The sequence below is a fragment of the Pseudomonas sp. KH_027 genome (assembly GCF_057838565.1).
The window spans coordinates 576107-597085 of record NZ_CM174470.1; the positions used below are offsets into that span (position 1 = coordinate 576107).

The following is a 20979-nucleotide window of genomic DNA, read 5'->3' on the forward strand; positions in this document are numbered from 1 at the left end:
GAGTGGGGTTGGGTATGCGCATGCGCGCGCTGGTTACCGGGGTGGGTGTGTTGCTTGTGGCGTTGGCCGCCGACGTTTTTGCCGCTGCGGATATCCGCGGGGTGCGGCTATGGCGGGCGCCGGACAACACGCGGCTGGTGTTTGACCTGTCCGGGCCGGTGCAACACAGCGTTTTCACCCTGACCGCCCCGAACCGCATCGTCATCGATGTGAATGGCGCGCAGCTGGCGACCAAGCTTGAGCAACTGTCCATCGCCAATACCCCGATCACCAGCGTGCGTTCCGCACAGCGCACGCCGACCGACCTGCGCATCGTCATCGATCTCTCGGCGGCGGTGACGCCGAAAAGCTTCAGCCTGGCGCCCAATCAGCAATACGGCGACCGCCTGGTGATCGACCTGTTCGATCAGGGCGCCGACAGCTCGCCCAATCTGCCTTCGGCTACCGTTGCCACGGCGCCCGCGGTGCCGGTTTCGCCGACCCAGGCGGCGCCAAAGCTGACGCCATTGCCCAGTGGCAAGCGTGAAATCGTGATCGCCATCGACGCCGGCCACGGTGGCGAAGACCCCGGCGCGCTCGGGCCGAAAGGTGCGCGCGAGAAAGACGTGGTGTTGGCCATCGCCAAGGAGCTGCAGCGGCAGATCAACTCGGACAAGGGCTTTCGTGCCGAGCTGGTGCGCAGCGGCGATTACTTCATCCCGCTGCGCAAGCGCACCGAGATCGCCCGCAAGAAGGGCGCGGACCTGTTCGTGTCCATCCATGCCGATGCCGCGCCGCGGGCTTCGGCGTTCGGCGCTTCGGTGTTCGCCTTGTCCGATCGCGGGGCAACCTCGGAGACCGCGCGCTGGCTGGCCGACAGCGAGAACCGCTCCGACCTGATCGGCGGTGCCGGCAACGTCAGCCTGGACGACAAGGACCGCATGCTAGCGGGCGTGCTGCTCGACCTGTCGATGACCGCTTCGTTGTCCTCCAGCCTGAACGTCGGGCAGAAGGTTCTGAGCAACCTGGGGCGGGTTACACCGCTGCACAAGCGTCGAGTCGAACAGGCCGGGTTCATGGTGCTGAAATCGCCGGATATTCCGTCGATCCTGGTGGAAACCGGCTTTATCTCCAACCCGAACGAGGCGATGAAGCTGGCGACGGGCGGCCATCAGCAGTCGCTGGCGCGTTCGATCCACAGCGGAATCCGCCAGTTCTTCCGGCAGAACCCGCCGCCAGGGACCTACATCGCCTGGTTGCGCGACGAGGGCAAGATTGCGCCCGGGCCGCGCGAGCATGTGGTCAGCTCCGGTGAGAGCCTGGCCTTGATCGCTCAGCGCTACCAGGTCAGCCTGCCGGCGCTGCGCAGTGCCAATGGGCTGAAGTCCGACGCCATCAAAGCTGGCCAGAACCTGCAGATCCCGTCGACCGCGCTGGCGGTGCAGCCGTGAGCAGCCATGAGCCTTCGATGAGCGAGCAGGCGCGTATCCAGCTGCTCAGCCCGCGGCTGGCGAACCAGATCGCGGCCGGTGAAGTGGTCGAGCGGCCCGCCTCGGTGATCAAGGAATTACTGGAGAACAGCCTCGATTCCGGCGCGAAACGCATCGATGTGGACGTCGAGCTCGGTGGCAGCAAGTTGCTGCGCGTGCGTGATGACGGTGGCGGCATTGCCGCCGACGACCTGCCCCTGGCGCTGGCCCGGCATGCCACCAGCAAGATCCGCGAGCTGGAAGATCTCGAGCGGGTGATGAGCATGGGCTTCCGGGGCGAGGCGCTGGCTTCGATCAGCTCGGTGGCGCGCCTGACCCTGACTTCGCGTACCGCCGATGCCGACCAGGCCTGGCAGGTTGAGACCGAGGGTCGCGACATGGCGCCACGGGTGCAGCCGGCTGCGCACCCGGTCGGCACCTCGGTGGAAGTGCGCGACCTGTTCTTCAACACCCCGGCACGGCGCAAGTTTCTCAAGGCCGAGAAAACCGAATTCGACCATTTGCAGGAAGTCATCAAACGCCTGGCTCTGGCGCGTTTCGATGTGGCTTTCCATCTGCGGCATAACGGCAAAACCGTGTTGGCGCTGCATGAGGCGCCGGATGAAGCCAGCCGTGCGCGGCGGGTGGCGAGTGTCTGTGGCCCGGCTTTTCTGGAGCAGGCGCTGCCAATCGAAATCGAGCGCAACGGCCTGCGGCTATGGGGCTGGGTCGGTTTGCCAACCTTCTCGCGCAGCCAGGCGGACCTGCAGTATTTCTACGTAAACGGCCGCATGGTCCGCGACAAACTGGTGGCCCACGCGGTGCGCCAGGCCTATCGCGATGTGTTGTTCAATGGCCGCCATCCGACTTTTGTGCTGTTTTTCGAGATCGACCCGGCGGTGGTCGACGTCAACGTGCACCCGACCAAGCATGAGGTGCGTTTCCGCGACGGGCGCATGGTGCATGACTTTCTCTACGGTACCCTGCACCGCGCCCTCGGCGAAGTGCGCCCGGAAGATCAGTTGGCGGCGCCGGCGACCGTTGCCGGCATGTTGCGCCCGACCGGCCAGGCCGCCGGTGAGTTCGGCCCGCAGAACGAGATGAGCCTGTCGGCTAATCTGCTGCAACAGCCGGTGGCCGAGCCGGGCTGGCGGGCGCCGATTGGCGGTTATTCGGCCCCGCGGCCTGGCCAGGGTCAGCCGGTGGCGGAAGTGCAGGGTGCGTATCGCGAGTATTTCGCGCCGCTGCAGGGGGCGGCGGCTGTGGCGTTGCCGGACAGTCAGGGCGATGTGCCGCCGCTCGGCTATGCCCTGGCCCAGTTGAAAGGCGTGTATATCCTCGCGGAAAACCTCCAGGGCCTGGTGCTGGTCGATATGCACGCGGCCCATGAGCGCATCACTTACGAGCGCTTGAAGGTCGCGATGGCCAGCGAAGGCCTGAGTGGCCAGCCCTTGCTGGTGCCCGAGTCGATTGCCGTCAGCCAGCGCGAAGCGGATTGCGCCGAAGAACATGGCGCCTGGTTCCAGCGGCTGGGCTTCGAGTTGCAGCGTCTAGGCCCGGAAACCCTGGCGATCCGCCAGATTCCAGCCCTGCTCAAGCAGGCCGAAGCCAATCGCCTGGTGCATGACGTATTGGCCGACCTGATGGAATATGGCACCAGTGACCGGATCCAGGCGCATCTCAATGAGCTGCTCGGCACCATGGCCTGTCACGGTGCGGTGCGCGCCAACCGGCGTTTGACCCTGCCGGAGATGAACGCGCTGCTGCGCGACATGGAGCACACCGAGCGCAGTGGTCAATGCAACCACGGTCGCCCGACCTGGACGCAGCTGGGCATGGATGATCTCGATAAGCTGTTCCTGCGGGGTCGCTAAAATTGCTCCCTAAGCGGTTGCGCCTGGCCATGCGGCATTAAAATCGGCTCGGACGACCGCTTGCGGGAGAGCGTCCGCAGGACGGCCCGAAGGGCGAGTGAAACGAGTAATGCTCGTTTGCTGGCTGTAAACTCCGCCTCCTCGCCGATTCTTGCCTGGCCGGCGCTCACGACGCTTAGAGAACAATTTTGATAGCTGAACGATTACCTCCGGCGATTTTTCTGATGGGGCCGACCGCGGCCGGCAAAACCGATTTGGCCATTGAGCTGAGCCGTGTCTTGCCCTGCGAGCTGATCAGCGTCGACTCGGCGTTGATCTACCGAGGGATGGATATCGGTACGGCCAAGCCGTCGAAGCAGCTGCTGGCGGAGTTTCCCCATCACCTGATCGACATCCGCGACCCGGCTGAGCGCTATTCGGCCGCCGAATTCCGCAGCGATGCCCTGGCAGCCATGGCCGAGATCACGGCCCGGGGGCGGATTCCGTTGTTGGTCGGCGGCACCATGCTTTATTACAAGGCCTTGCAGGAAGGCCTGGCGGATATGCCGGGAGCCGACCCGCTGGTGCGTGCCGAGCTGGAAGCGCGCGCGGCGGTCGAAGGTTGGGAGGCGTTGCATCGCGAGCTGGCGGCTGTCGACCCGGAGTCGGCGGCGCGCATCCATCCGAATGACCCGCAGCGCCTGACCCGTGCCCTGGAAGTCTTTCGCCTCAGCGGATTGACGATGACTGCACATCGTCAGCGTCAGGCCGGGCAAAACTCCAGTACAGAGGCGTCAGGCCAGGGGCAATTGCCTTATACTGTGGCGCATCTGGCGATCGCTCCGGCGCAGCGGCAGGTGCTGCACGGGCGTATTGCCGAAAGATTTCGGCTGATGATGGAACAGGGTTTCATCGAAGAGGTCGAAGCCTTGCGTCGTCGCGGTGACCTGCACGTGGGGTTGCCGTCGATTCGCTCGGTGGGTTACCGCCAGGCCTGGGATTACCTGGATGGCAACCTGAGCCGGGCGGAAATGGTCGAGCGTGGCATCATTGCCACGCGGCAGTTGGCCAAGCGACAGTTCACCTGGTTGCGCAGCTGGCCTGATTTACACTGGTTGGACAGCCTGGCTTGCGACAATCTGCCACGTGCCTTGAAATACTTGGCATCGGTCTCCATATTGAACTGAGACCTTGCTTGTGGCCGTCTATCCTTGGGGGTGGGACGGCATCAGTCATTTACTTCTCATTACTAAAACTATTGATCCACAAAGGAGTGCGGCACATGTCAAAAGGGCATTCGCTACAAGACCCTTACCTCAATACCCTGCGTAAGGAACGCGTACCGGTTTCCATCTATCTGGTTAACGGCATCAAGCTGCAAGGCCAGATCGAGTCCTTCGACCAGTTCGTTATTTTGCTGAAGAACACTGTCAGCCAAATGGTCTACAAACACGCCATTTCCACTGTAGTGCCGAGCCGTCCGGTTCGTCTGCCTAGCGCGACTGAAGGCGAACAAGCCGAAGCCGAGCCGGGCAACGCCTGATAGGAGTCTGCCTTGTTCTTCGAGCGTCATGAAGGAGGTGAGCGGGCTATCCTGGTTCATCTGGACGGCCAGGATCCCGAGGCGCGCGAAGATCCGCAGGAGTTTCAGGAGCTTGCGCTTTCGGCGGGTGCGGATACGGTGGCGTTCATTAGCGTGCCGCGTCAGCGGCCAACCGCTAAGTACCTGATCGGCAGTGGCAAGGTCAGCGAGTTGCACGACCTGGTCAAGGCTGAACAGGCCGATCTGGTGATTTTCAATCACGTCCTCACGCCCAGTCAGGAGCGTAACCTCGAGCGCGTGTTCGAGTGTCGCGTACTGGATCGCACCGGGCTGATTCTCGATATCTTCGCTCAGCGCGCGCGAACCCATGAGGGCAAGCTGCAGGTCGAGCTGGCCCAGCTGGATCACATGAGTACGCGGCTGGTGCGCGGCTGGACCCACTTGGAACGGCAGAAAGGCGGTATCGGTCTGCGCGGCCCGGGTGAAACCCAGTTGGAAACCGACCGTCGCTTGCTGCGTGTGCGCATCCGGCAGATCAAGCAGAAACTCGAAAAGGTTCGCAGCCAGCGCGAGCAGGCGCGACGTGGGCGCAAGCGTGCGGATATCCCCTCGGTTTCCCTGGTGGGCTACACCAACGCCGGCAAGTCTACGCTGTTCAATGCGCTGACCGCCTCGGAGGTGTATGCCGCCGACCAGCTCTTCGCCACCCTCGATCCGACGCTGCGGCGCCTGGAGCTGGATGACCTGGGGCCGGTGGTGCTGGCGGATACCGTGGGCTTCATTCGCCATCTACCGCACAAATTGGTCGAGGCATTTCGCGCTACTCTGGAAGAGTCGAGCAACTCCGATCTGTTGCTGCATGTGATCGACGCCCATGAGCCGGAGCGCATGCAGCAGATCGAGCAGGTGATGGTGGTGCTCACCGAGATCGGTGCCCAGGAGCTGCCGATTCTCGAGGTGTACAACAAACTGGACTTGCTCGAAGGCGTAGAGCCGCAGATTCAGCGGGATGCCGAAGGCAAGCCGCAGCGTGTCTGGCTGTCGGCCCGTGATGGTCGTGGGCTGGATTTGCTGCGTCAGGCGGTTGCCGAGCTGCTGGGCGATGATCTGTTTGTCGGTACCCTGTGTTTACCGCAGCGGCTGGGTCGGTTGCGGGCGCAATTCTTCGCCTTGGGCGTGGTGCAGAGCGAAGGGCATGACGAAGAGGGTGGCAGCCTGCTGGCGATTCGCGTGCCGCGGGTTGAGCTGAATCGGTTGATCAGTCGCGAAGGTTGGCAGCCGTCAGAGTTTCTTGAACAACACACTTTGCAATAAAGCCTGCACCTGCGGCTTTGCTGCTGGTGGCCGGCATCTGTAGCATTGGCGGGCGTGCCGTGGGTGCGTCTTTGCTTTATCAGTATGGAGAGCGCTATGGCTTGGAATGAGCCGGGTGGCAACTCGAACAATCAGGATCCTTGGGGTGGGCGCAAAGGCGGCGACCGCAAGGGGCCACCAGATCTCGACGAAGCCTTCCGCAAGTTGCAGGAGAGCCTGAACGGGCTGTTCGGCGGCAGCAAGAAACGTGGTGGCGACAGTGGCGCGGGCGGTGGTGGTGGCTTCGGCTTGCTCGCCATCGGTCTGGGACTGCTGGCGGCTGTTTGGCTGTATAGCGCTGTTTATGTCGTGGATGAGCAGGAACAGGCGGTTGTGCTGCGTTTCGGCAAATACTATGAAACGGTGGGCCCGGGCCTGAATTTCTATTTCCCGCCGATCGATCGCAAGTACCAGGAGAACGTCACCCGCGAGCGTGCTTACAGCAAGCAGGGGCAGATGCTCACCGAAGATGAAAACATCATCGAAGTACCGCTGACCGTGCAGTACAAGATCAGCAATTTGCAGGACTTCGTCTTGAACGTCGATCAGCCGGAAGTCAGCCTGCAGCAGGCCACTGACAGTTCAGTGCGTCACGTGGTGGGCTCCACCGCGATGGATCAGGTGCTGACCGAAGGCCGGGAACTGATGGCCAGCGAGGTCAAGGAACGCCTGCAGCGTTTCATGGATACCTATAAAACCGGTATCACCGTGACCCAGGTGAACTTGCAGAGCGCCGCGGCGCCGCGTGAGGTGCAGGAAGCCTTCGATGACGTGATTCGTGCCCGTGAAGATGAGCAGCGCGAGCGCAATCTGGCGGAAACCTACGCCAATGGCGTGGTGCCCGAGGCTCGCGGTCAGGCTCAGCGCTTGATCGAAGATGCCAGTGGTTACCGTGATGAAGTGGTGTCCCGCGCTACCGGTGAGGCCGATCGCTTCACCAAGCTGGTGGCCGAGTACCGCAAGGCGCCGGAGGTGACGCGTGAGCGTCTGTATCTGGACACCATGCAGGAGTTGATGAGCAACACCAGTAAAGTGTTAGTGACTGGCGAGAAGGGGCAGAACAACCTGCTCTATCTACCGCTGGATAAGATGATCGACAGCCGTGGCACTGCCGCTCCGGGCGTTCCTGCGAGCACCGCCAGCGGTGATCTGGGGTCGCGCGTAAGCGCTGAGATGCAGCAGCGTGATCTGCGCTCTAGGGAGACTCGCTGATGAGCAATAAATCGCTGATCACCCTGATCGTCGGCGTGGTACTCGCGCTGGTCGCTTGGAACTGCTTCTACATCGTCGCTCAAACCGAGCGCGCGGTGCTGCTGCAGTTTGGCCGCATCGTCGAGGCAGACGTACAGCCCGGCCTGCATGTGAAGGTGCCGTACGTCAACCAGGTGCGCAAGTTCGACGCCCGGCTGATGACGCTCGACTCCTCCACCTCGCGCTTCCTGACTCTGGAGAAGAAGGCCTTGATGGTCGATGCCTTCGCCAAGTGGCGAGTGCTGGATGCCGAGCGCTTCTATACCGCGACCTCTGGCCTCAAGCAGATCGCTGATGAGCGGCTCTCGCGCCGCCTCGAAGCCTCGCTGCGTGACCAGTTCGGTAAGCGCACCCTGCACGAGTCGGTGTCGGGCGAGCGCGATGCGTTGATGGCCGACGTGACCGCGACGCTCAACAAGGCGGCGCAGCGCGAGTTGGGCATCGAGGTGGTGGATGTGCGCGTCAAAGCCATCGACCTGCCGAAGGAAGTCAACCGCAGCGTGTTCGACCGCATGGGTTCCGAGCGTGAGCGTGAAGCGCGTGAGCATCGCGCCAAGGGTAAGGAGCTGGCAGAAGGTATCCGTGCCGATGCCGACCGGCAGAAGCGCGTGATCCTGGCCGAAGCTTACCGAGAGGCGGAAGAGACGCGCGGTGATGGTGACGCGAAGGCGGCAGCCATCTACGCCAACGCTTACGGCATGGATCAGGAGTTCTACTCCTTCTACCGCAGCCTGCGCGCCTACCGCGAAAGCTTTGCCGACAAGCGCGATGTGCTGGTGCTGGATCCGGGCAGCGACTTCTTCCGTTACCTGGAAAAGTCCAAGCCGTAATCAGTGCTCCGGCGGGCGCCAGTCGTCCGCCGGGGTGACCGATTAAGGAAACGTGTTATCATAGGCCAGCCGGGAAAATCCCGGCTTTTTTGCGTCTGTAGGAACCATGTGGCAGGAACTCGGCATAGCGTTTTGTCTGTTGCTGGTACTGGAAGGCATCCTGCCCTTCCTTTATCCACGAGGTTGGCGCGAGGCGTTCACGCAGTTGTTGCAACTGCCTGATCGCCACCTGCGCCTAATCGGGCTGGCCAGCATGTTGCTGGGGACGGCCCTCCTATATTTGCTTCACTAGAGCCTAACGGCTCGCCGCCCGGATCAAGAGGGGAATGGCGAAATGGCAACGGTAGACCGCTGGCTGCTGCCAGATGGCATCGAAGAAGTACTGCCGCCGGAAGCGGCGCGCATTGAAGCGGCGCGCCGCCAGGTGCTGGATCTGTTCCAGCGCTGGGGCTATGAGTTCGTCGTCACGCCGCATATCGAATACCTCGAATCGCTGCTCACTGGCGCCGGTCAGGATCTGGATCTGCGCACCTTCAAGGTGATCGATCCGCAGACGGGTCGTCAGATGGGCTTTCGTGCCGATATCACGCCGCAGGTCGCGCGTATCGATGCGCATACCCTGCGGCGCGAAGGCCCCAGCCGCCTCTGCTATGCGGGCAGCGTGCTGCATGCGCAGCCGCGGGCGTTGACCACCTCGCGCAGCCCGATCCAGTTGGGCGCCGAGCTGTATGGCGATGCCAGCCCGGCCAGCGATGTCGAAGTCATCAGCCTGCTGCTGGAAACCCTTGAGCTGGCTGTTGTGCCGGATGTGCATATCGACCTGGGTCATGTCGGTATCTACCGTGGCCTGGCGCGGGCTGCCGGGTTGTCGGGCGAGGCCGAGCAGCAGCTGTTCGATGCGTTGCAGCGCAAGGCCGTCGATGAAGTGGCTACGCTTACCGAGACCTTGCCGTCCGAGCTGCAGAAGATGCTGCGTGCGCTGGCGGAGCTGTGCGGTGATCGCGATGTGCTGGATCTGGCTCAGGCCTGTCTGGTCGAGGCGCCGGATGATGTGCATGCCGCGCTGGACGATCTGATCGCCATTGCCGATACCTTGAGCAATCGCTATCCGGAAGTGCCGCTGTATTTCGATCTCGGCGAGCTGCGTGGCTACCACTATCACACCGGCGTGGTGTTCGCGGCATTCGTGCCGGGTGTTGGTCAGTCGATCGCCCAGGGTGGCCGCTATGATGATATCGGTGCGGATTTTGGTCGGGCACGCCCGGCGACAGGTTTTTCCACTGATCTGAAAACCCTGGTGACCCTGGGGCAAATGGAGCTGGATGAGCCTGCTGCGGGTATTTGGGCGCCGGACAACCACGATCTCTATCTGTGGAAAGCGGTTCGGCAGTTGCGTGGCGAGAACGCCCGCGTGGTTCAAGCGTTGCCTGGCCAGGATGTGGCGGCAGCGCACGAGGCGGGCTGTGACCGGCAGCTGGTGCTCAGTGATGGGCGCTGGCAAGTCGTGCCACTGCTTTCTTAAGTTTTTCCGCCGGCCGCGGCCGGCATCAAGCTTGCGCGAAGAGGACAAGTGTTATGGGTAAGAATGTCGTAGTCCTGGGCACCCAATGGGGTGATGAGGGCAAAGGCAAGATCGTCGATCTGCTGACCGAACATGCCGCAGCTGTAGTGCGTTATCAAGGTGGTCACAACGCAGGTCATACCCTGGTGATCGACGGCGAAAAAACCGTGCTGCACCTGATCCCGTCGGGTGTCCTGCGCGAAGGCGTGCAGTGCCTGATCGGCAATGGCGTGGTCGTGGCCCCCGACGCCTTGATGCGTGAAATCATCAAGCTGGAAGAAAAAGGCGTGCCGGTGCGTGAGCGCCTGCGCATCAGCCCTTCCTGCCCGCTGATCCTGTCCTATCACGTGGCGCTCGATCAGGCGCGCGAGAAGGCGCGTGGCGAGCACAAGATCGGCACCACCGGGCGCGGCATCGGCCCGGCTTATGAAGATAAAGTGGCGCGTCGCGGCCTGCGCATCGGCGACCTGTTCCATCGCGAGCGTTTCGCCGCCAAGCTCGGTGAGTTGCTGGACTACCACAACTTCGTGCTGGTCAATTACTACAAAGAGCCGGCCATCGACTTTCAGAAGACTCTGGACGAGTGCATGGAATACGCCGAGCTGCTCAAGCCGATGATGGTCGACGTGACCGCCGAGCTGCACGACCTGCGTCGCGCCGGCAAGGACATCATGTTCGAAGGTGCCCAGGGTTCGCTGCTGGACATCGATCACGGCACCTATCCGTACGTCACCAGCTCCAATACCACGGCGGGCGGCATCGCCACCGGTTCGGGCTTTGGTCCGATGTACCTGGATTACATCCTGGGCATCACCAAGGCCTACACCACGCGCGTCGGTTCCGGTCCGTTCCCGACCGAGCTGTTCGACGACGTCGGCGCCTTCCTGGCCAAGCGCGGCCATGAATTCGGTGCAACCACCGGCCGTGCCCGTCGTTGCGGCTGGTTCGATGCCGTTATCCTGCGCCGCGCCATCGAGATCAACAGCATTTCCGGCCTGTGCCTGACCAAGCTCGACGTGCTCGATGGTCTGGAGACCATCCGCATCTGTGTCGGCTATCAGAACGAAAACGGCGCCGTGATCGATGCGCCGACCGATGCTGACAGCTACATCGGTCTGGAGCCGGTGTACGAAGAAATGCCGGGCTGGAGCGAGTCGACCCTGGGTGCCAAGACCCTGGAAGAGCTGCCGGAGAACGCTCGGGCCTACATCAAGCGCGTGGAAGAGTTGGTCGGTGCGCCGATCGACATCATTTCCACTGGCCCGGACCGCAACGAGACCATCGTCCTGCGCCATCCGTTCGCTTAAGCGCTTCAATCTGACAAAGGGTCGCCATGTGCGGCCCTTTGTCGTTTTAGGATGGCTGTCGCACTCGTCAGCGGCACGGCCCTTGCTGTGAGCTATGAATCCCTGAGGTTGCCGTCATATTTGTGGCGGATATTGGAGGTTGAAGTCGTGTCCGCCATTCTTTCCCTGTTGCGTAGCCGCTTGCTGCGGCCGGTGTTCATTGCCCTTGGTGTTGCGCTTCTGGTGCAAGTGCTGGTCGCCGTCGCACTCACGCGGAGCACGGTCGGTGCGCTCGAGGTGGACTTGGGCAGTCGCCTGGGTGCCGACACCGAGCGTTTGTCCGCCGAGCTGGAAAAGGCTGGGCGTGAGGTGTCTTCCGGGCTCGACACGCTTTCGTCGCGCACCCGCGAGCGGCTTACGGCGGGGCTTTCTTCGCGGCTCGAAGAAGAGCAGGCGCAGCTGCGCACGACCCTGGGTCAGAACCTCAAGGATTCCGCCAACGACATGGCGCAACTGCTCGCCGCCGTGGCGCCGAGAGCGATGTGGGACAGCGATGTGCCCACGCTTTCAGAGTTCGCGCGGCGGGCGCAGCGCAATCCCAATGTGCTGTTTGTGGTCTATGACGATGCCCAGGGTCAGCACCTGACGCGCTACCTCAACCGGGAAAACGCCGCGATCAAGGTTTTGCTGGAGAAGGGGCAGGGCACGCGAGCGCTGGACAAGGTGCTCAGCGCAGCGCGCAGCGATCCCTCGGTGTATTTCATCGAGGCACCCATCAGTCCGAATGGTGTGGAAATCGGCAAGGTCTTGATGGGGGTTTCCACGGCGTCCGTCGACGTGGAGCTGGCGGCGCTGGACAAGCGTTTTGCGGCGTTGATCGCCAGTGGCGATCAGTTGGTGGCCGACAGCCTGGCTGGTGCGGCGACCGACAGTTCCGCCGCGCTGACGGCGCGTCTGCAGGCGGCCCAGGCTGAGGCTGCGGGCATGTCCGCCGGGGCTCGGCATGCGGTACAGGAGGCGGCTGGCACGCTGCGTTGGCGTATCGGCGTCGGCTTGGCGCTGGTTGGCTTGGCGGTTCTGCTGATGCTGGCCGTGGTGCTGGGGCGTCGCGTGGTCAGCAAGCTGCATTTGCTGATTGCAGCCCTGAATGACCTGGCAGCGGGTGAGGGGGATCTGACTCGGCGTATCGAGGTGGGCGGTCGGGACGAGATCGGCGATATGGCGGCCGCGGTTAACAGGTTTGTCGCCAAGTTGCAGCCCATTGTGCGTGAGGCGGGCGAGGTGGCAGTGAGCACTGGCGTGGAAATCAAAGGCCTGGCGACGCGCAGTGTGGCGGCGGAAGCAGCGGCCGAGCGCCAGCGCGATGAGGTGGCGGGCAGCCTGCAGGCGCTGGCGATCATGGCGGGCGATGCGCAGGCTGAGAGCCAGGCCATGCAGGAGGCCTTGCAGCGTGTCGTCTCGATTCGTCAGGCGGCTAATGAAAATGCGGTGATCGCGGCCAAGGTCGGTACCCTTATCGAGGAGTTGGTGGCGCGCGTGGGCGCGGGCTCGGCGGTGATCGAGCGCCTCGCGCGGCAAAGCGAGCAGATCGAGATGGTGTTGACAGTGATTCATGGCATTGCCGAGCAGACCAACCTGCTGGCCTTGAATGCGGCCATCGAGGCGGCTCGCGCCGGTGAGAGTGGGCGTGGTTTTGCCGTGGTGGCGGATGAGGTGCGGGCGCTGGCCAGCAAGACGCAGCAGTCCACTGGCGATATCCAGGCGCATATCAATGCCTTGCAGCAGGGCGCGCGCGAAGCGGTGTCAGTGATCGGCAAGGCCGGTCAGCAGGCTAACGAAGGTTTGTTGGCGCTGCGCGACAGTGCGCGGCTGCAGCAGTCGGTGCAGTCGGCGGTCGATGATGTGCATGCGGCGATCAATGCGGCGACCCAGGCCGCCGCGCATCAGGCCGATGGTGCGGATGCGGTGCGTGGGCGGGTCGAGGTGATTCACGTCGAGGCGCAGCGAGCGGCAGCCGCCGGGGTGGCGGCGGCGGCCAGTGGGCGCGTGCTGGATGGCCTGGCTGCGCGGTTGAAGGCCAGTCTCGGGCAGTTTCGCGTGTGATGGCCAGCAGGCGTTGACTGAAGGCCGAGCGATGCTCGGCTTTTTTCTGGGTGGGGCGTGGCGGTTTGCGGGCGCTACGCTGTGGTGCAAGGGCTGGGGTGCTGATTCGCGGGCACAAAAAAACCGGCCTAAGCCGGTTTCTCTGTTGCCAAGGAATGGTAGATCCTTGACTGTAATTGGTGCCCAGGAGAAGACTCGAACTTCCACGATGTTTCCACCGCATGGACCTGAACCATGTGCGTCTACCAATTCCGCCACCTGGGCGTCGATTTCATTGATTGCTCAACTACTTTCAACTACAACAACGTTTGCCGTCGTTGTGGGCGCGAAATATACGGGTGCTCTGGAAGGTTGTAAACCCCTGATGTGAAAAAAAACTTTATTCATCTCATCGGGCAGACCAAGATAGCGTTTTCGCGCTTCAATAGGCGCATGGCAAAAATACTTTATATAGATAAGGCGAACTCTCTCTAATGGCCGATTGGCAATCCCTCGATCCCGAGGCCGCCCGTGAAGCGGAAAAATACGAAAACCCCATCCCCAGTCGCGAGCTGATTCTGCAGCACCTCGCCGATCGCGGTTCGCCGGCGAACCGCGAACAACTGGTGGAAGAATTCGGCCTCACCACTGAGGAGCAGCTGGAAGCCCTGCGGCGCCGACTGCGAGCGATGGAGCGCGACGGCCAATTGATCTACACCCGCCGCGGCACTTATGCGCCGGTGGATAAGCTGGACCTGATCCTCGGCCGCGTCAGCGGCCATCGTGATGGCTTCGGCTTCCTGGTTCCCGACGATGGCAGCGATGACCTGTTCCTGAGCCCGGCGCAGATGCGCCTGGTGTTCGACGGCGACCGTGCCCTGGCACGCGTTTCCGGCCTCGATCGGCGTGGTCGTCGCGAGGGCGCGGTGGTCGAAGTGCTGTCGCGGGCCCACGAAAGCATCGTTGGCCGCTACTACGAAGAGAGCGGCATCGGCTTCGTGGTGGCCGACAACCCGAAGATCCAGCAAGAAGTGCTGGTGACGCCAGGGCGCAACGCCAATGCCAAGCAAGGCCAGTTCGTCGAGGTGAAAATCACCCATTGGCCGACACCGCGCTTCCAGCCCCAGGGCGATGTGGTCGAAGTAGTCGGTAACTACATGGCACCGGGCATGGAGATCGACGTCGCGCTGCGCAGCTACGACATCCCGCACGTCTGGCCCGAGGCCGTGCTCAAAGAAGCCGCCAAGCTCAAGCCGGAAGTGGAAGAGAAAGACAAGGAAAAGCGCGTCGACCTGCGCCACCTGCCGTTCGTCACTATCGATGGCGAAGATGCGCGCGACTTCGATGACGCGGTGTTCTGCGAGAAGAATGGCAGCAACTGGCGGCTGTTCTCCGGTGGCTGGCGCCTGTATGTCGCCATCGCCGACGTGTCCCACTATGTCAAGATCGGCTCGGCTCTGGATGATGAGGCCCAGGTGCGCGGCAATTCGGTGTATTTCCCCGAGCGCGTGGTGCCGATGCTGCCGGAGCAGCTGTCCAATGGCCTGTGCTCGCTGAATCCGCAAGTCGATCGGCTGGCCATGGTCTGCGAGATGACCATCTCGAAAACCGGCAAGATGACCGACTACCAGTTCTACGAGGCGGTGATCCACTCCCACGCGCGCCTGACCTACAACAAGGTCAGTTCGATCCTGGAGCAGCCGAAAAGCACCGAAGGCAAGCAGCTGCGTAGCGAGTACACAGATGTCGTGCCGCACCTCAAGCAGCTCTATTCGCTGTATCAGGTGCTGCTCGCGGCGCGCCATGAGCGCGGTGCCATCGACTTCGAAACCCAGGAAACGCGCATTATCTTCGGCTCGGGGCGCAAGATCGCGGAAATCCGCCCGACCACGCGCAACGATGCGCACAAGCTGATCGAGGAATGCATGCTGGCCGCCAACGTGGCCACCGCCGAGTTCCTCAAGAAACACGAAATCCCCGCGCTCTACCGCGTGCATGACGGCCCGCCGCCGGAGCGCCTGGAGAAGCTCAAGGCCTTCCTGACCGAGCTCGGCTTGTCCCTGCATCGCGGCAAGGCCAAAGAAGGCCCATCGCCCAAGGATTACCAAGCCTTGCTTGAGGGTATTCGCGAGCGGCCGGACTACCACCTGATCCAGACCGTGATGCTGCGTTCGTTGAGTCAGGCGGTGTACAGCGCCGACAATCATGGTCACTTCGGCCTGAATTACGAGGCTTACACCCACTTTACTTCGCCGATCCGCCGTTACCCGGACCTGCTGACCCATCGGGCGATTCGCAGCGTGATCCGCTCCAAGGCCGATACGCCGCACGTCAAGCGTGCGGGCGCGATGATCATTCCGAAGGCGCGTATCTACCCCTACGACGAACCGGCGCTGGAGCAGCTGGGCGAGCAATGCTCGCTGTCCGAGCGTCGCGCCGACGAGGCCACTCGTGACGTGGTGAACTGGCTCAAGTGCGAGTTCATGAAGGATCGCGTCGGCGAGAGCTTCCCGGGCGTGATCACTGCCGTGACCGGTTTCGGCCTGTTCGTCGAGCTGAAAGACATCTACGTCGAAGGTCTGGTGCATGTGACGGCGTTGCCGGGCGACTACTACCACTTCGATCCGGTTCATCATCGCCTGGCGGGCGAGCGCACCGGTCGCAGCTTCCGCCTTGGCGACAGCGTCGACGTGAAAGTGATGCGTGTCGACCTGGATGAACGCAAGATCGACTTCGAGCTGGCGCAAAGCGCAATCGATGCACCCATTGGTCGCAAGGGGCGTGGCGCTGCTCCGGCGGCAAAGGGCGGGCGCGAGCGGGCTGAGAAGAACGCTTCGGCCTCGCGGGCCGATGCCCATCTGGCGGGCAATACCGATGTGCGAAAAAGTCGCGAGGTGAAGGGTGCGCTGCTGGCCGAGGCCAAGAGCGGTGCTCGCGCGGGCAAGGCCAAGGCCGGTGCTGCGGCACCTGGCAAGCCAAGCAGCCATCGCAAAGGGCCGGCCAAGTCCGGCTCGGCGCCGGCTGGCAAGAGCGGTGGGTCGCCGGCATCCAAGGCCAAGCGTCCCAAGGCTAAATCATGAGCCAGTTGGAAAAAATCTACGGTGTGCATGCTGTAGAGGCGTTACTGCGCCATCACCCGAAACGGGTCAAGCAGATCTGGCTGGCGGAAGGTCGCAGCGATCCGCGGGTACAGGTGCTGATCGAGCTGGCGGCGCAGTCGCGGGTCTCGGTAGGCCAGGCTGAGCGCCGTGAGCTGGATGCCTGGGTCGAGGGCGTGCATCAGGGCGTCGTTGCTGAGGTCAGCCCAAGCCAGGTATGGGGTGAGGCGATGCTCGATGAGCTGCTGGATCGCGCCGAAGGCCCGCCCTTGCTGCTGGTGCTGGACGGCGTGACCGATCCGCACAACCTCGGCGCCTGCTTGCGCACGGCCGATGCGGCCGGTGCGTTGGCGGTGATAGTGCCGAAAGACAAGTCGGCGACCCTCAGCCCGACCGTGCGCAAGGTCGCGTGCGGCGCCGCTGAAGTCATTCCGCTGGTGGCCGTGACCAACCTGGCGCGCACCCTGGAAAAGCTCCAGCAACGTGGGCTGTGGGTGGTCGGTACGGCGGGCGAGGCGGAGCAGGAGCTGTATGCGCAGGACCTGACCGGGCCGACGATTCTGATCATGGGGGCTGAAGGTAAAGGCATGCGCCGCCTGACCCGCGATCATTGCGATTATTTGGTGCGCCTGCCGATGGCTGGTAGCGTCAGCAGTCTCAATGTCTCGGTCGCGACGGGCGTCTGCCTGTTCGAGGCGTTGCGCCAGCGCAGCATCAAGGCGGCGAAGCCCGCAGGCAAGTGAGCTTGCGTTCGACCGGCAATCCCGCTGGCGGGTCTGTCTGTCGCGCCTTTGGGCGCGACAGGGGCTTGCCGGCAGCGGCCGGTCTTCGCTCTGGCTTGTCTGTTCAAATAATCACCAATTGCCTTGCGCGGCCCCGGTCCCTTCTCTAGAATGGCGCCCCTTGCCGTGACGGCGGGCGCTCATGTGCCTTTCAGTTCGGCAAGACACACAGTGTCATTCACTCCTTGTCTGACCGCTTTTGGCGGCAGGCTACAACCCGTAAGGAGCATTTATGCGTCATTACGAAATCATCTTTCTGGTTCACCCGGACCAGAGCGAGCAAGTCGGCGGCATGGTTGAGCGTTACACCAAGCTGATCGAAGAAGACGGCGGCAAGATCCACCGCCTGGAAGATTGGGGCCGTCGTCAACTGGCCTACGCAATCAACAATGTTCACAAGGCTCACTACGTGATGCTGAACGTTGAGTGCACCGGCAAAGCCCTGGCTGAGCTGGAAGACAACTTCCGTTATAACGATGCCGTGATCCGTAACCTGGTCATCCGTCGCGACGAAGCCGTAACTGGCCAGTCCGAGATGCTCAAGGCTGAAGAAAACCGCAGTGAGCGCCGTGAGCGTCGTGACCGTCCTGAGCACTCTGACAGCGCCGATGGCGATGACAGCGATAACAGCGACGCCAGCGATAACGCTGACGAGTAATCCACGGACCTATTGAGGAGCCACTCTCATGGCACGTTTCTTCCGTCGTCGTAAATTCTGCCGTTTCACCGCTGAAGACGTGAAGGAGATCGATTACAAAGATCTCAACACGCTGAAAGCTTATGTGTCCGAAACCGGCAAAATCGTTCCTAGCCGTATCACTGGCACCAAGGCTCGTTATCAGCGTCAGCTGGCCACCGCTATCAAGCGCGCCCGCTTCCTGGCCCTGCTGGCCTACACCGACAGCCACGGCCGCTGAGACCGGAAGGTCGGCAAGAAGTAAGGGATAGATCGCATGCGCGCCATAGCTGAGTTCATCATGCGCGGTCGCATGCAGGCCACTCTCGTAGTGGTGGGTTCTGCGGCATTGCCGCTGCTGTTCTGGTTGAGTGCTGCCGCAGGTTGCCTGGTGCTGCTGCGGCGTGGTTTGAGCGATGCTGTTGGCATCCTGGTTTGGGCATTGCTGCCGGCTTTGGTCTGGTGGTATTTCGGCGAACCGCGCACCTTGCTGGTGCTGCTTGGGTCGCTGGGGCTGGCGCTGTTGTTGCGCGCCGGCCAGTCCTGGAACCGTGTGTTGCTCTGCAGCGTGGCTTTGGGCCTGGTGTATGGCTTGGTGTTGGGTGCGCAATTTCGCGAATTCATCGACGCCGTGGTGGTGGAGTTGCAAAAACTCTTGCCGCAGGCGCTTGGTGAGCTCCACCAGCAGTTGTCGGTGGATGAGCGGGCGCAACTGGATGCCTTGCTGGTACCTGTACTGACCGGATTGTTGGCAGCTGTGCTGCAGATCGTCAGCCTGCTATGTCTGATGCTTGGACGTTATTGGCAGGCGGCGTTGTATAACCCTGGTGGTTTTGGCCGCGAATTTCGCGCGCTGCGACTGCCGCCAGCGCTGGCGATGTTGCTGCTGGTGAGCATGCTGCTGGGGCCCAATCTGGGTTCGCAGCTGGCGATGCTGACACCGTTGTGCAGCGTACCGTTGGCGTTCGCCGGGCTGGCCTTGCTGCATGGGCTGGTGGCTGAAGGGCGACTGGGCAAATTCTGGCTGGTCGGGTTGTACATCACCCTGCTGCTGTTTATGCAGCTGATCTATCCGTTACTCGTGGCATTGGCCATTGTCGACAGTCTGATTGATTTTCGTAGACGCCTGGCGCGCAAGAACGGTGCCGGCCCTGCGAACGGTGAAGGTTAAAAGTTAAGAGGTAAGACCCAATGCAAGTCATTCTGTTGGAGAAAATCGCCAACCTGGGCAACCTGGGCGACAAGGTGAACGTTAAGGCCGGTTACGGTCGTAACTTCCTGCTGCCGTTTGGCAAAGCTACCGCCGCTACCGCTGCGAACGTTGCTGCGTTCGAAGAGCGTCGCGCCGAGCTGGAAAAACTGGCTGCAGACAAGAAAGCGTCCGCCGAAGCGCGCGCTGCCCAACTGGCCGAGCTGGAGGTGACCATCACCGCCACCGCTGGCGACGAAGGCAAGCTGTTCGGTTCGATCGGCACCCACGACATCGCCGATGCCCTCACCGCCTCCGGCGTTGAAGTGGCAAAAAGCGAAGTTCGTCTGCCGAACGGCACCATCCGCAACGTTGGCGAATTCGACGTGGCCGTGCACCTGCACAGCGACGTAGAAGCAACCGTACGCGTTGTTGTGGTGGCTGCTTAAGCTGCACGAATCGTCTGGCACCTTGTGCGCTTGACGGCTAACATCGGGCACGATCCTGCATCAGCAGGTCGTGCCCTTTGTCTTTTCTGCCTCTGTCATTCAGAGCATCCTGATTCCGTGTGGCCATGAACGATATCTCCGCCCCCGAGCAGTACGACCTGCAAACCGCCGCCCTCAAGGTGCCGCCGCATTCCATCGAGGCCGAACAGGCCGTGCTCGGTGGTTTGATGCTCGACAACAACGCCTGGGAGCGGGTGTTGGACCAAGTGTCCGACGGCGATTTCTATCGGCATGACCACCGCTTGATCTTCCGTGCCATCGCCAAGCTGGCCGACCACAACCAGCCGTTCGACGTCGTGACCCTGTCCGAGCAGTTGGACAAGGAAGGGCAGACCTCACAAACCGGCGGCCTGGCTTACCTCGGTGAATTGGCGAAGAACACGCCGTCGGTGGCCAACATCAAGGCCTATGCGCAGATCGTCCGCGAGCGGGCGACCCTGCGGCAGTTGATCGGCATCAGCAATGAAATCGCCGACAGTGCCTTCAACCCCCTGGGGCGCACGGGCGCTGAAATCCTCGACGAGGCCGAACGGCAGATCTTCCAGATCGCCGAAGCGCGGCCGAAGACCGGTGGCCCGGTCGGCGTCAACGCGCTGTTGACCAAGGCCATCGACCGGATCGATACCCTGTTCAATACCGGCGACGGCATCACCGGGCTGTCCACCGGTTACGCCGATCTCGATGAAAAGACCAGTGGTCTGCAGCAGTCCGACCTGATCATCGTCGCCGGTCGGCCGTCGATGGGTAAAACCACCTTCGCGATGAACCTGGTGGAAAACGCCGTGCTGCGCAGCGACAAGGTGGTGCTGGTGTACTCGCTGGAGATGCCCGGCGAATCGCTGATGATGCGGATGCTCTCGTCGCTCGGGCGTATCGACCAGACCAAGGTGCGTTCCGGCCAACTGGACGACGACGACTGGCCGCGCCTGACCTCGGCGGTCAACCTGCTCAACGACCGCAAGCTGTTCATCGACGATACCGCCGGCATCAGCCCCTCGGAAATGCGCGCGCGCACCCGTCGGCTGGTGCGTGAGCACGGGGATATCGGTCTGATCATGATCGACTACCTGCAGCTGATGCAGATCCCCGGCTCCAGCGGTGACAATCGTACCAACGAGATCTCCGAGATCTCGCGCTCCCTCAAGGCGCTGGCGAAAGAGTTCAACTGCCCGGTGGTGGCCCTCTCGCAGCTCAACCGCTCCCTCGAGCAGCGGCCGAACAAGCGCCCGGTGAACTCCGACTTGCGTGAATCCGGTGCGATCGAGCAGGACGCCGACGTGATCATGTTCGTCTACCGTGACGAGGTGTATCACCCGGAAACCGAGCACAAGGGCATTGCCGAAATCATCATCGGCAAGCAGCGGAACGGCCCGATCGGCTTTATCCGCCTGGCGTTCCTCGGCAAATACACGCGCTTCGAGAACCTCGCCCCGGGTAGCTACAACTTCGACGACGACGAGTAATCGCCGGCCCGAACCTGCTGCGCGTCACTCAGGCTGTGTCACCCTCGCGCGGTTC

The 20979-nt window shown here is 62.4% G+C and carries 18 protein-coding genes, 1 tRNA gene and 1 pseudogene; 19 read left to right on the forward strand and 1 reads right to left on the reverse strand.

Annotated elements, in window-relative coordinates; genetic code table 11:
• Window positions 1–2 precede the first annotated feature (2 nt).
• The 12 genes and pseudogenes from AC3IYG_RS02685 (at window position 3) to AC3IYG_RS02740 (ending at window position 13228) form a co-directional block, all read left to right on the forward strand.
• A complete protein-coding gene (locus AC3IYG_RS02685) occupies window positions 3–1430 on the forward strand; it encodes an N-acetylmuramoyl-L-alanine amidase (RefSeq protein ID WP_489313825.1) in 1428 nt (475 codons plus the stop codon).
• A gap of 17 nt (window positions 1431–1447) precedes the next feature.
• The gene (gene mutL / locus AC3IYG_RS02690; protein WP_489313826.1) at window positions 1448–3322 is read left to right on the forward strand and encodes a DNA mismatch repair endonuclease MutL; all 1875 of its coding nucleotides are present in this window, start codon (window positions 1448–1450) and stop codon (window positions 3320–3322) included.
• A 224-nt stretch (window positions 3323–3546) separates the two neighbouring features.
• A complete protein-coding gene (miaA, locus tag AC3IYG_RS02695; protein ID WP_489312181.1) occupies window positions 3547–4488 on the forward strand; it encodes a tRNA (adenosine(37)-N6)-dimethylallyltransferase MiaA in 942 nt (313 codons plus the stop codon).
• 95 nt (window positions 4489–4583) lie between these two features.
• Window positions 4584–4844: an RNA chaperone Hfq gene (hfq, locus tag AC3IYG_RS02700; protein ID WP_137818587.1), complete on the forward strand. Its 261-nt coding sequence runs from the start codon at window positions 4584–4586 to the stop codon at window positions 4842–4844.
• 12 nt (window positions 4845–4856) lie between these two features.
• Window positions 4857–6158, forward strand: coding sequence for a ribosome rescue GTPase HflX (gene hflX, locus AC3IYG_RS02705; protein ID WP_489312182.1), 1302 nt, complete (start codon window positions 4857–4859; stop codon window positions 6156–6158).
• Between the two features lie 96 nt (window positions 6159–6254).
• Window positions 6255–7409, forward strand: coding sequence for an FtsH protease activity modulator HflK (gene hflK, locus AC3IYG_RS02710; RefSeq protein ID WP_489312183.1), 1155 nt, complete (start codon window positions 6255–6257; stop codon window positions 7407–7409).
• Complete coding sequence (gene hflC / locus AC3IYG_RS02715) at window positions 7409–8278, forward strand: protease modulator HflC (protein ID WP_489312184.1); 870 nt, start codon at window positions 7409–7411, stop codon at window positions 8276–8278. The genes hflK and hflC overlap by 1 nt, the downstream gene beginning before the upstream one ends.
• A 106-nt stretch (window positions 8279–8384) precedes the next feature.
• The gene (locus AC3IYG_RS02720; protein WP_489312185.1) at window positions 8385–8570 is read left to right on the forward strand and encodes a DUF2065 domain-containing protein; all 186 of its coding nucleotides are present in this window, start codon (window positions 8385–8387) and stop codon (window positions 8568–8570) included.
• Window positions 8571–8612: 42 nt separating this feature from the next.
• A complete protein-coding gene (locus tag AC3IYG_RS02725) occupies window positions 8613–9800 on the forward strand; it encodes an ATP phosphoribosyltransferase regulatory subunit (protein ID WP_489312186.1) in 1188 nt (395 codons plus the stop codon).
• Between the two features lie 53 nt (window positions 9801–9853).
• On the forward strand, window positions 9854–11146 hold the full coding sequence (locus tag AC3IYG_RS02730; protein ID WP_489312187.1) for an adenylosuccinate synthase: 1293 nt from the start codon (window positions 9854–9856) through the stop codon (window positions 11144–11146).
• A 1062-nt stretch (window positions 11147–12208) separates the two neighbouring features.
• A pseudogene (locus AC3IYG_RS02735) lies at window positions 12209–12370 on the forward strand (HAMP domain-containing protein); the annotation flags it as partial.
• The gene (locus tag AC3IYG_RS02740; protein ID WP_489332195.1) at window positions 12344–13228 is read left to right on the forward strand and encodes a methyl-accepting chemotaxis protein; all 885 of its coding nucleotides are present in this window, start codon (window positions 12344–12346) and stop codon (window positions 13226–13228) included. The pseudogene AC3IYG_RS02735 and the gene AC3IYG_RS02740, both read left to right, overlap by 27 nt.
• A gap of 177 nt (window positions 13229–13405) precedes the next feature.
• On the opposite strand, the gene AC3IYG_RS02745 is transcribed toward AC3IYG_RS02740, so the two are convergent.
• Window positions 13406–13492, reverse strand: a tRNA-Leu gene (locus AC3IYG_RS02745).
• Window positions 13493–13701: 209 nt separating this feature from the next.
• On the opposite strand from AC3IYG_RS02745, the gene rnr reads away from it, so the two are divergent.
• The 7 genes from rnr to dnaB all read left to right on the forward strand — a co-directional run bounded on the left by rnr (window position 13702) and on the right by dnaB (window position 20924).
• Window positions 13702–16287 (forward strand): ribonuclease R, encoded by a 2586-nt coding sequence (gene rnr / locus AC3IYG_RS02750; RefSeq protein WP_489312188.1) that lies wholly within the window; start codon window positions 13702–13704, stop codon window positions 16285–16287.
• Window positions 16284–17048, forward strand: a complete 765-nt coding sequence (gene rlmB / locus AC3IYG_RS02755) for a 23S rRNA (guanosine(2251)-2'-O)-methyltransferase RlmB (RefSeq protein ID WP_489312189.1) — start codon at window positions 16284–16286, stop codon at window positions 17046–17048. The genes rnr and rlmB overlap by 4 nt, the downstream gene beginning before the upstream one ends.
• A gap of 271 nt (window positions 17049–17319) precedes the next feature.
• Window positions 17320–17745 (forward strand): 30S ribosomal protein S6, encoded by a 426-nt coding sequence (gene rpsF / locus AC3IYG_RS02760; protein ID WP_003439045.1) that lies wholly within the window; start codon window positions 17320–17322, stop codon window positions 17743–17745.
• Window positions 17746–17773: 28 nt separating this feature from the next.
• Entirely contained in the window at window positions 17774–18004 is a 231-nt protein-coding gene (rpsR, locus tag AC3IYG_RS02765; RefSeq protein WP_002551829.1) for a 30S ribosomal protein S18, read from the forward strand.
• Window positions 18005–18040: 36 nt separating this feature from the next.
• Window positions 18041–18934, forward strand: coding sequence for a hypothetical protein (locus AC3IYG_RS02770; RefSeq protein WP_489312190.1), 894 nt, complete (start codon window positions 18041–18043; stop codon window positions 18932–18934).
• Window positions 18935–18954: 20 nt separating this feature from the next.
• Window positions 18955–19401, forward strand: a complete 447-nt coding sequence (gene rplI, locus AC3IYG_RS02775) for a 50S ribosomal protein L9 (RefSeq protein ID WP_489312191.1) — start codon at window positions 18955–18957, stop codon at window positions 19399–19401.
• A 125-nt stretch (window positions 19402–19526) separates the two neighbouring features.
• Window positions 19527–20924 (forward strand): replicative DNA helicase, encoded by a 1398-nt coding sequence (gene dnaB / locus AC3IYG_RS02780; protein WP_489312192.1) that lies wholly within the window; start codon window positions 19527–19529, stop codon window positions 20922–20924.
• The last annotated feature ends 55 nt before the right edge of the window (window positions 20925–20979 follow it).

What these genes read in the sequence shown, in the direction of transcription:
- miaA (WP_489312181.1), top strand. Translation starts at nt 3,547, where the DNA reads ATGGGGCCGACCGCGGCCGGCAAAACCGATTTGGCCATTGAGCTGAGC.
- rplI (WP_489312191.1), top strand. Translation starts at nt 18,955, where the DNA reads ATGCAAGTCATTCTGTTGGAGAAAATCGCCAACCTGGGCAACCTGGGC.
- rpsR (WP_002551829.1), top strand. Translation starts at nt 17,774, where the DNA reads ATGGCACGTTTCTTCCGTCGTCGTAAATTCTGCCGTTTCACCGCTGAA.
- rnr (WP_489312188.1), top strand. Translation starts at nt 13,702, where the DNA reads ATGGCCGATTGGCAATCCCTCGATCCCGAGGCCGCCCGTGAAGCGGAA.
- hflC (WP_489312184.1), top strand. Translation starts at nt 7,409, where the DNA reads ATGAGCAATAAATCGCTGATCACCCTGATCGTCGGCGTGGTACTCGCG.
- AC3IYG_RS02770 (WP_489312190.1), top strand. Translation starts at nt 18,041, where the DNA reads ATGCGCGCCATAGCTGAGTTCATCATGCGCGGTCGCATGCAGGCCACT.
- hfq (WP_137818587.1), top strand. Translation starts at nt 4,584, where the DNA reads ATGTCAAAAGGGCATTCGCTACAAGACCCTTACCTCAATACCCTGCGT.
- AC3IYG_RS02740 (WP_489332195.1), top strand. Translation starts at nt 12,344, where the DNA reads ATGGCGGCCGCGGTTAACAGGTTTGTCGCCAAGTTGCAGCCCATTGTG.
- dnaB (WP_489312192.1), top strand. Translation starts at nt 19,527, where the DNA reads ATGAACGATATCTCCGCCCCCGAGCAGTACGACCTGCAAACCGCCGCC.
- mutL (WP_489313826.1), top strand. Translation starts at nt 1,448, where the DNA reads ATGAGCGAGCAGGCGCGTATCCAGCTGCTCAGCCCGCGGCTGGCGAAC.
- hflK (WP_489312183.1), top strand. Translation starts at nt 6,255, where the DNA reads ATGGCTTGGAATGAGCCGGGTGGCAACTCGAACAATCAGGATCCTTGG.
- rlmB (WP_489312189.1), top strand. Translation starts at nt 16,284, where the DNA reads ATGAGCCAGTTGGAAAAAATCTACGGTGTGCATGCTGTAGAGGCGTTA.
- AC3IYG_RS02730 (WP_489312187.1), top strand. Translation starts at nt 9,854, where the DNA reads ATGGGTAAGAATGTCGTAGTCCTGGGCACCCAATGGGGTGATGAGGGC.
- rpsF (WP_003439045.1), top strand. Translation starts at nt 17,320, where the DNA reads ATGCGTCATTACGAAATCATCTTTCTGGTTCACCCGGACCAGAGCGAG.
- AC3IYG_RS02725 (WP_489312186.1), top strand. Translation starts at nt 8,613, where the DNA reads ATGGCAACGGTAGACCGCTGGCTGCTGCCAGATGGCATCGAAGAAGTA.
- AC3IYG_RS02720 (WP_489312185.1), top strand. Translation starts at nt 8,385, where the DNA reads ATGTGGCAGGAACTCGGCATAGCGTTTTGTCTGTTGCTGGTACTGGAA.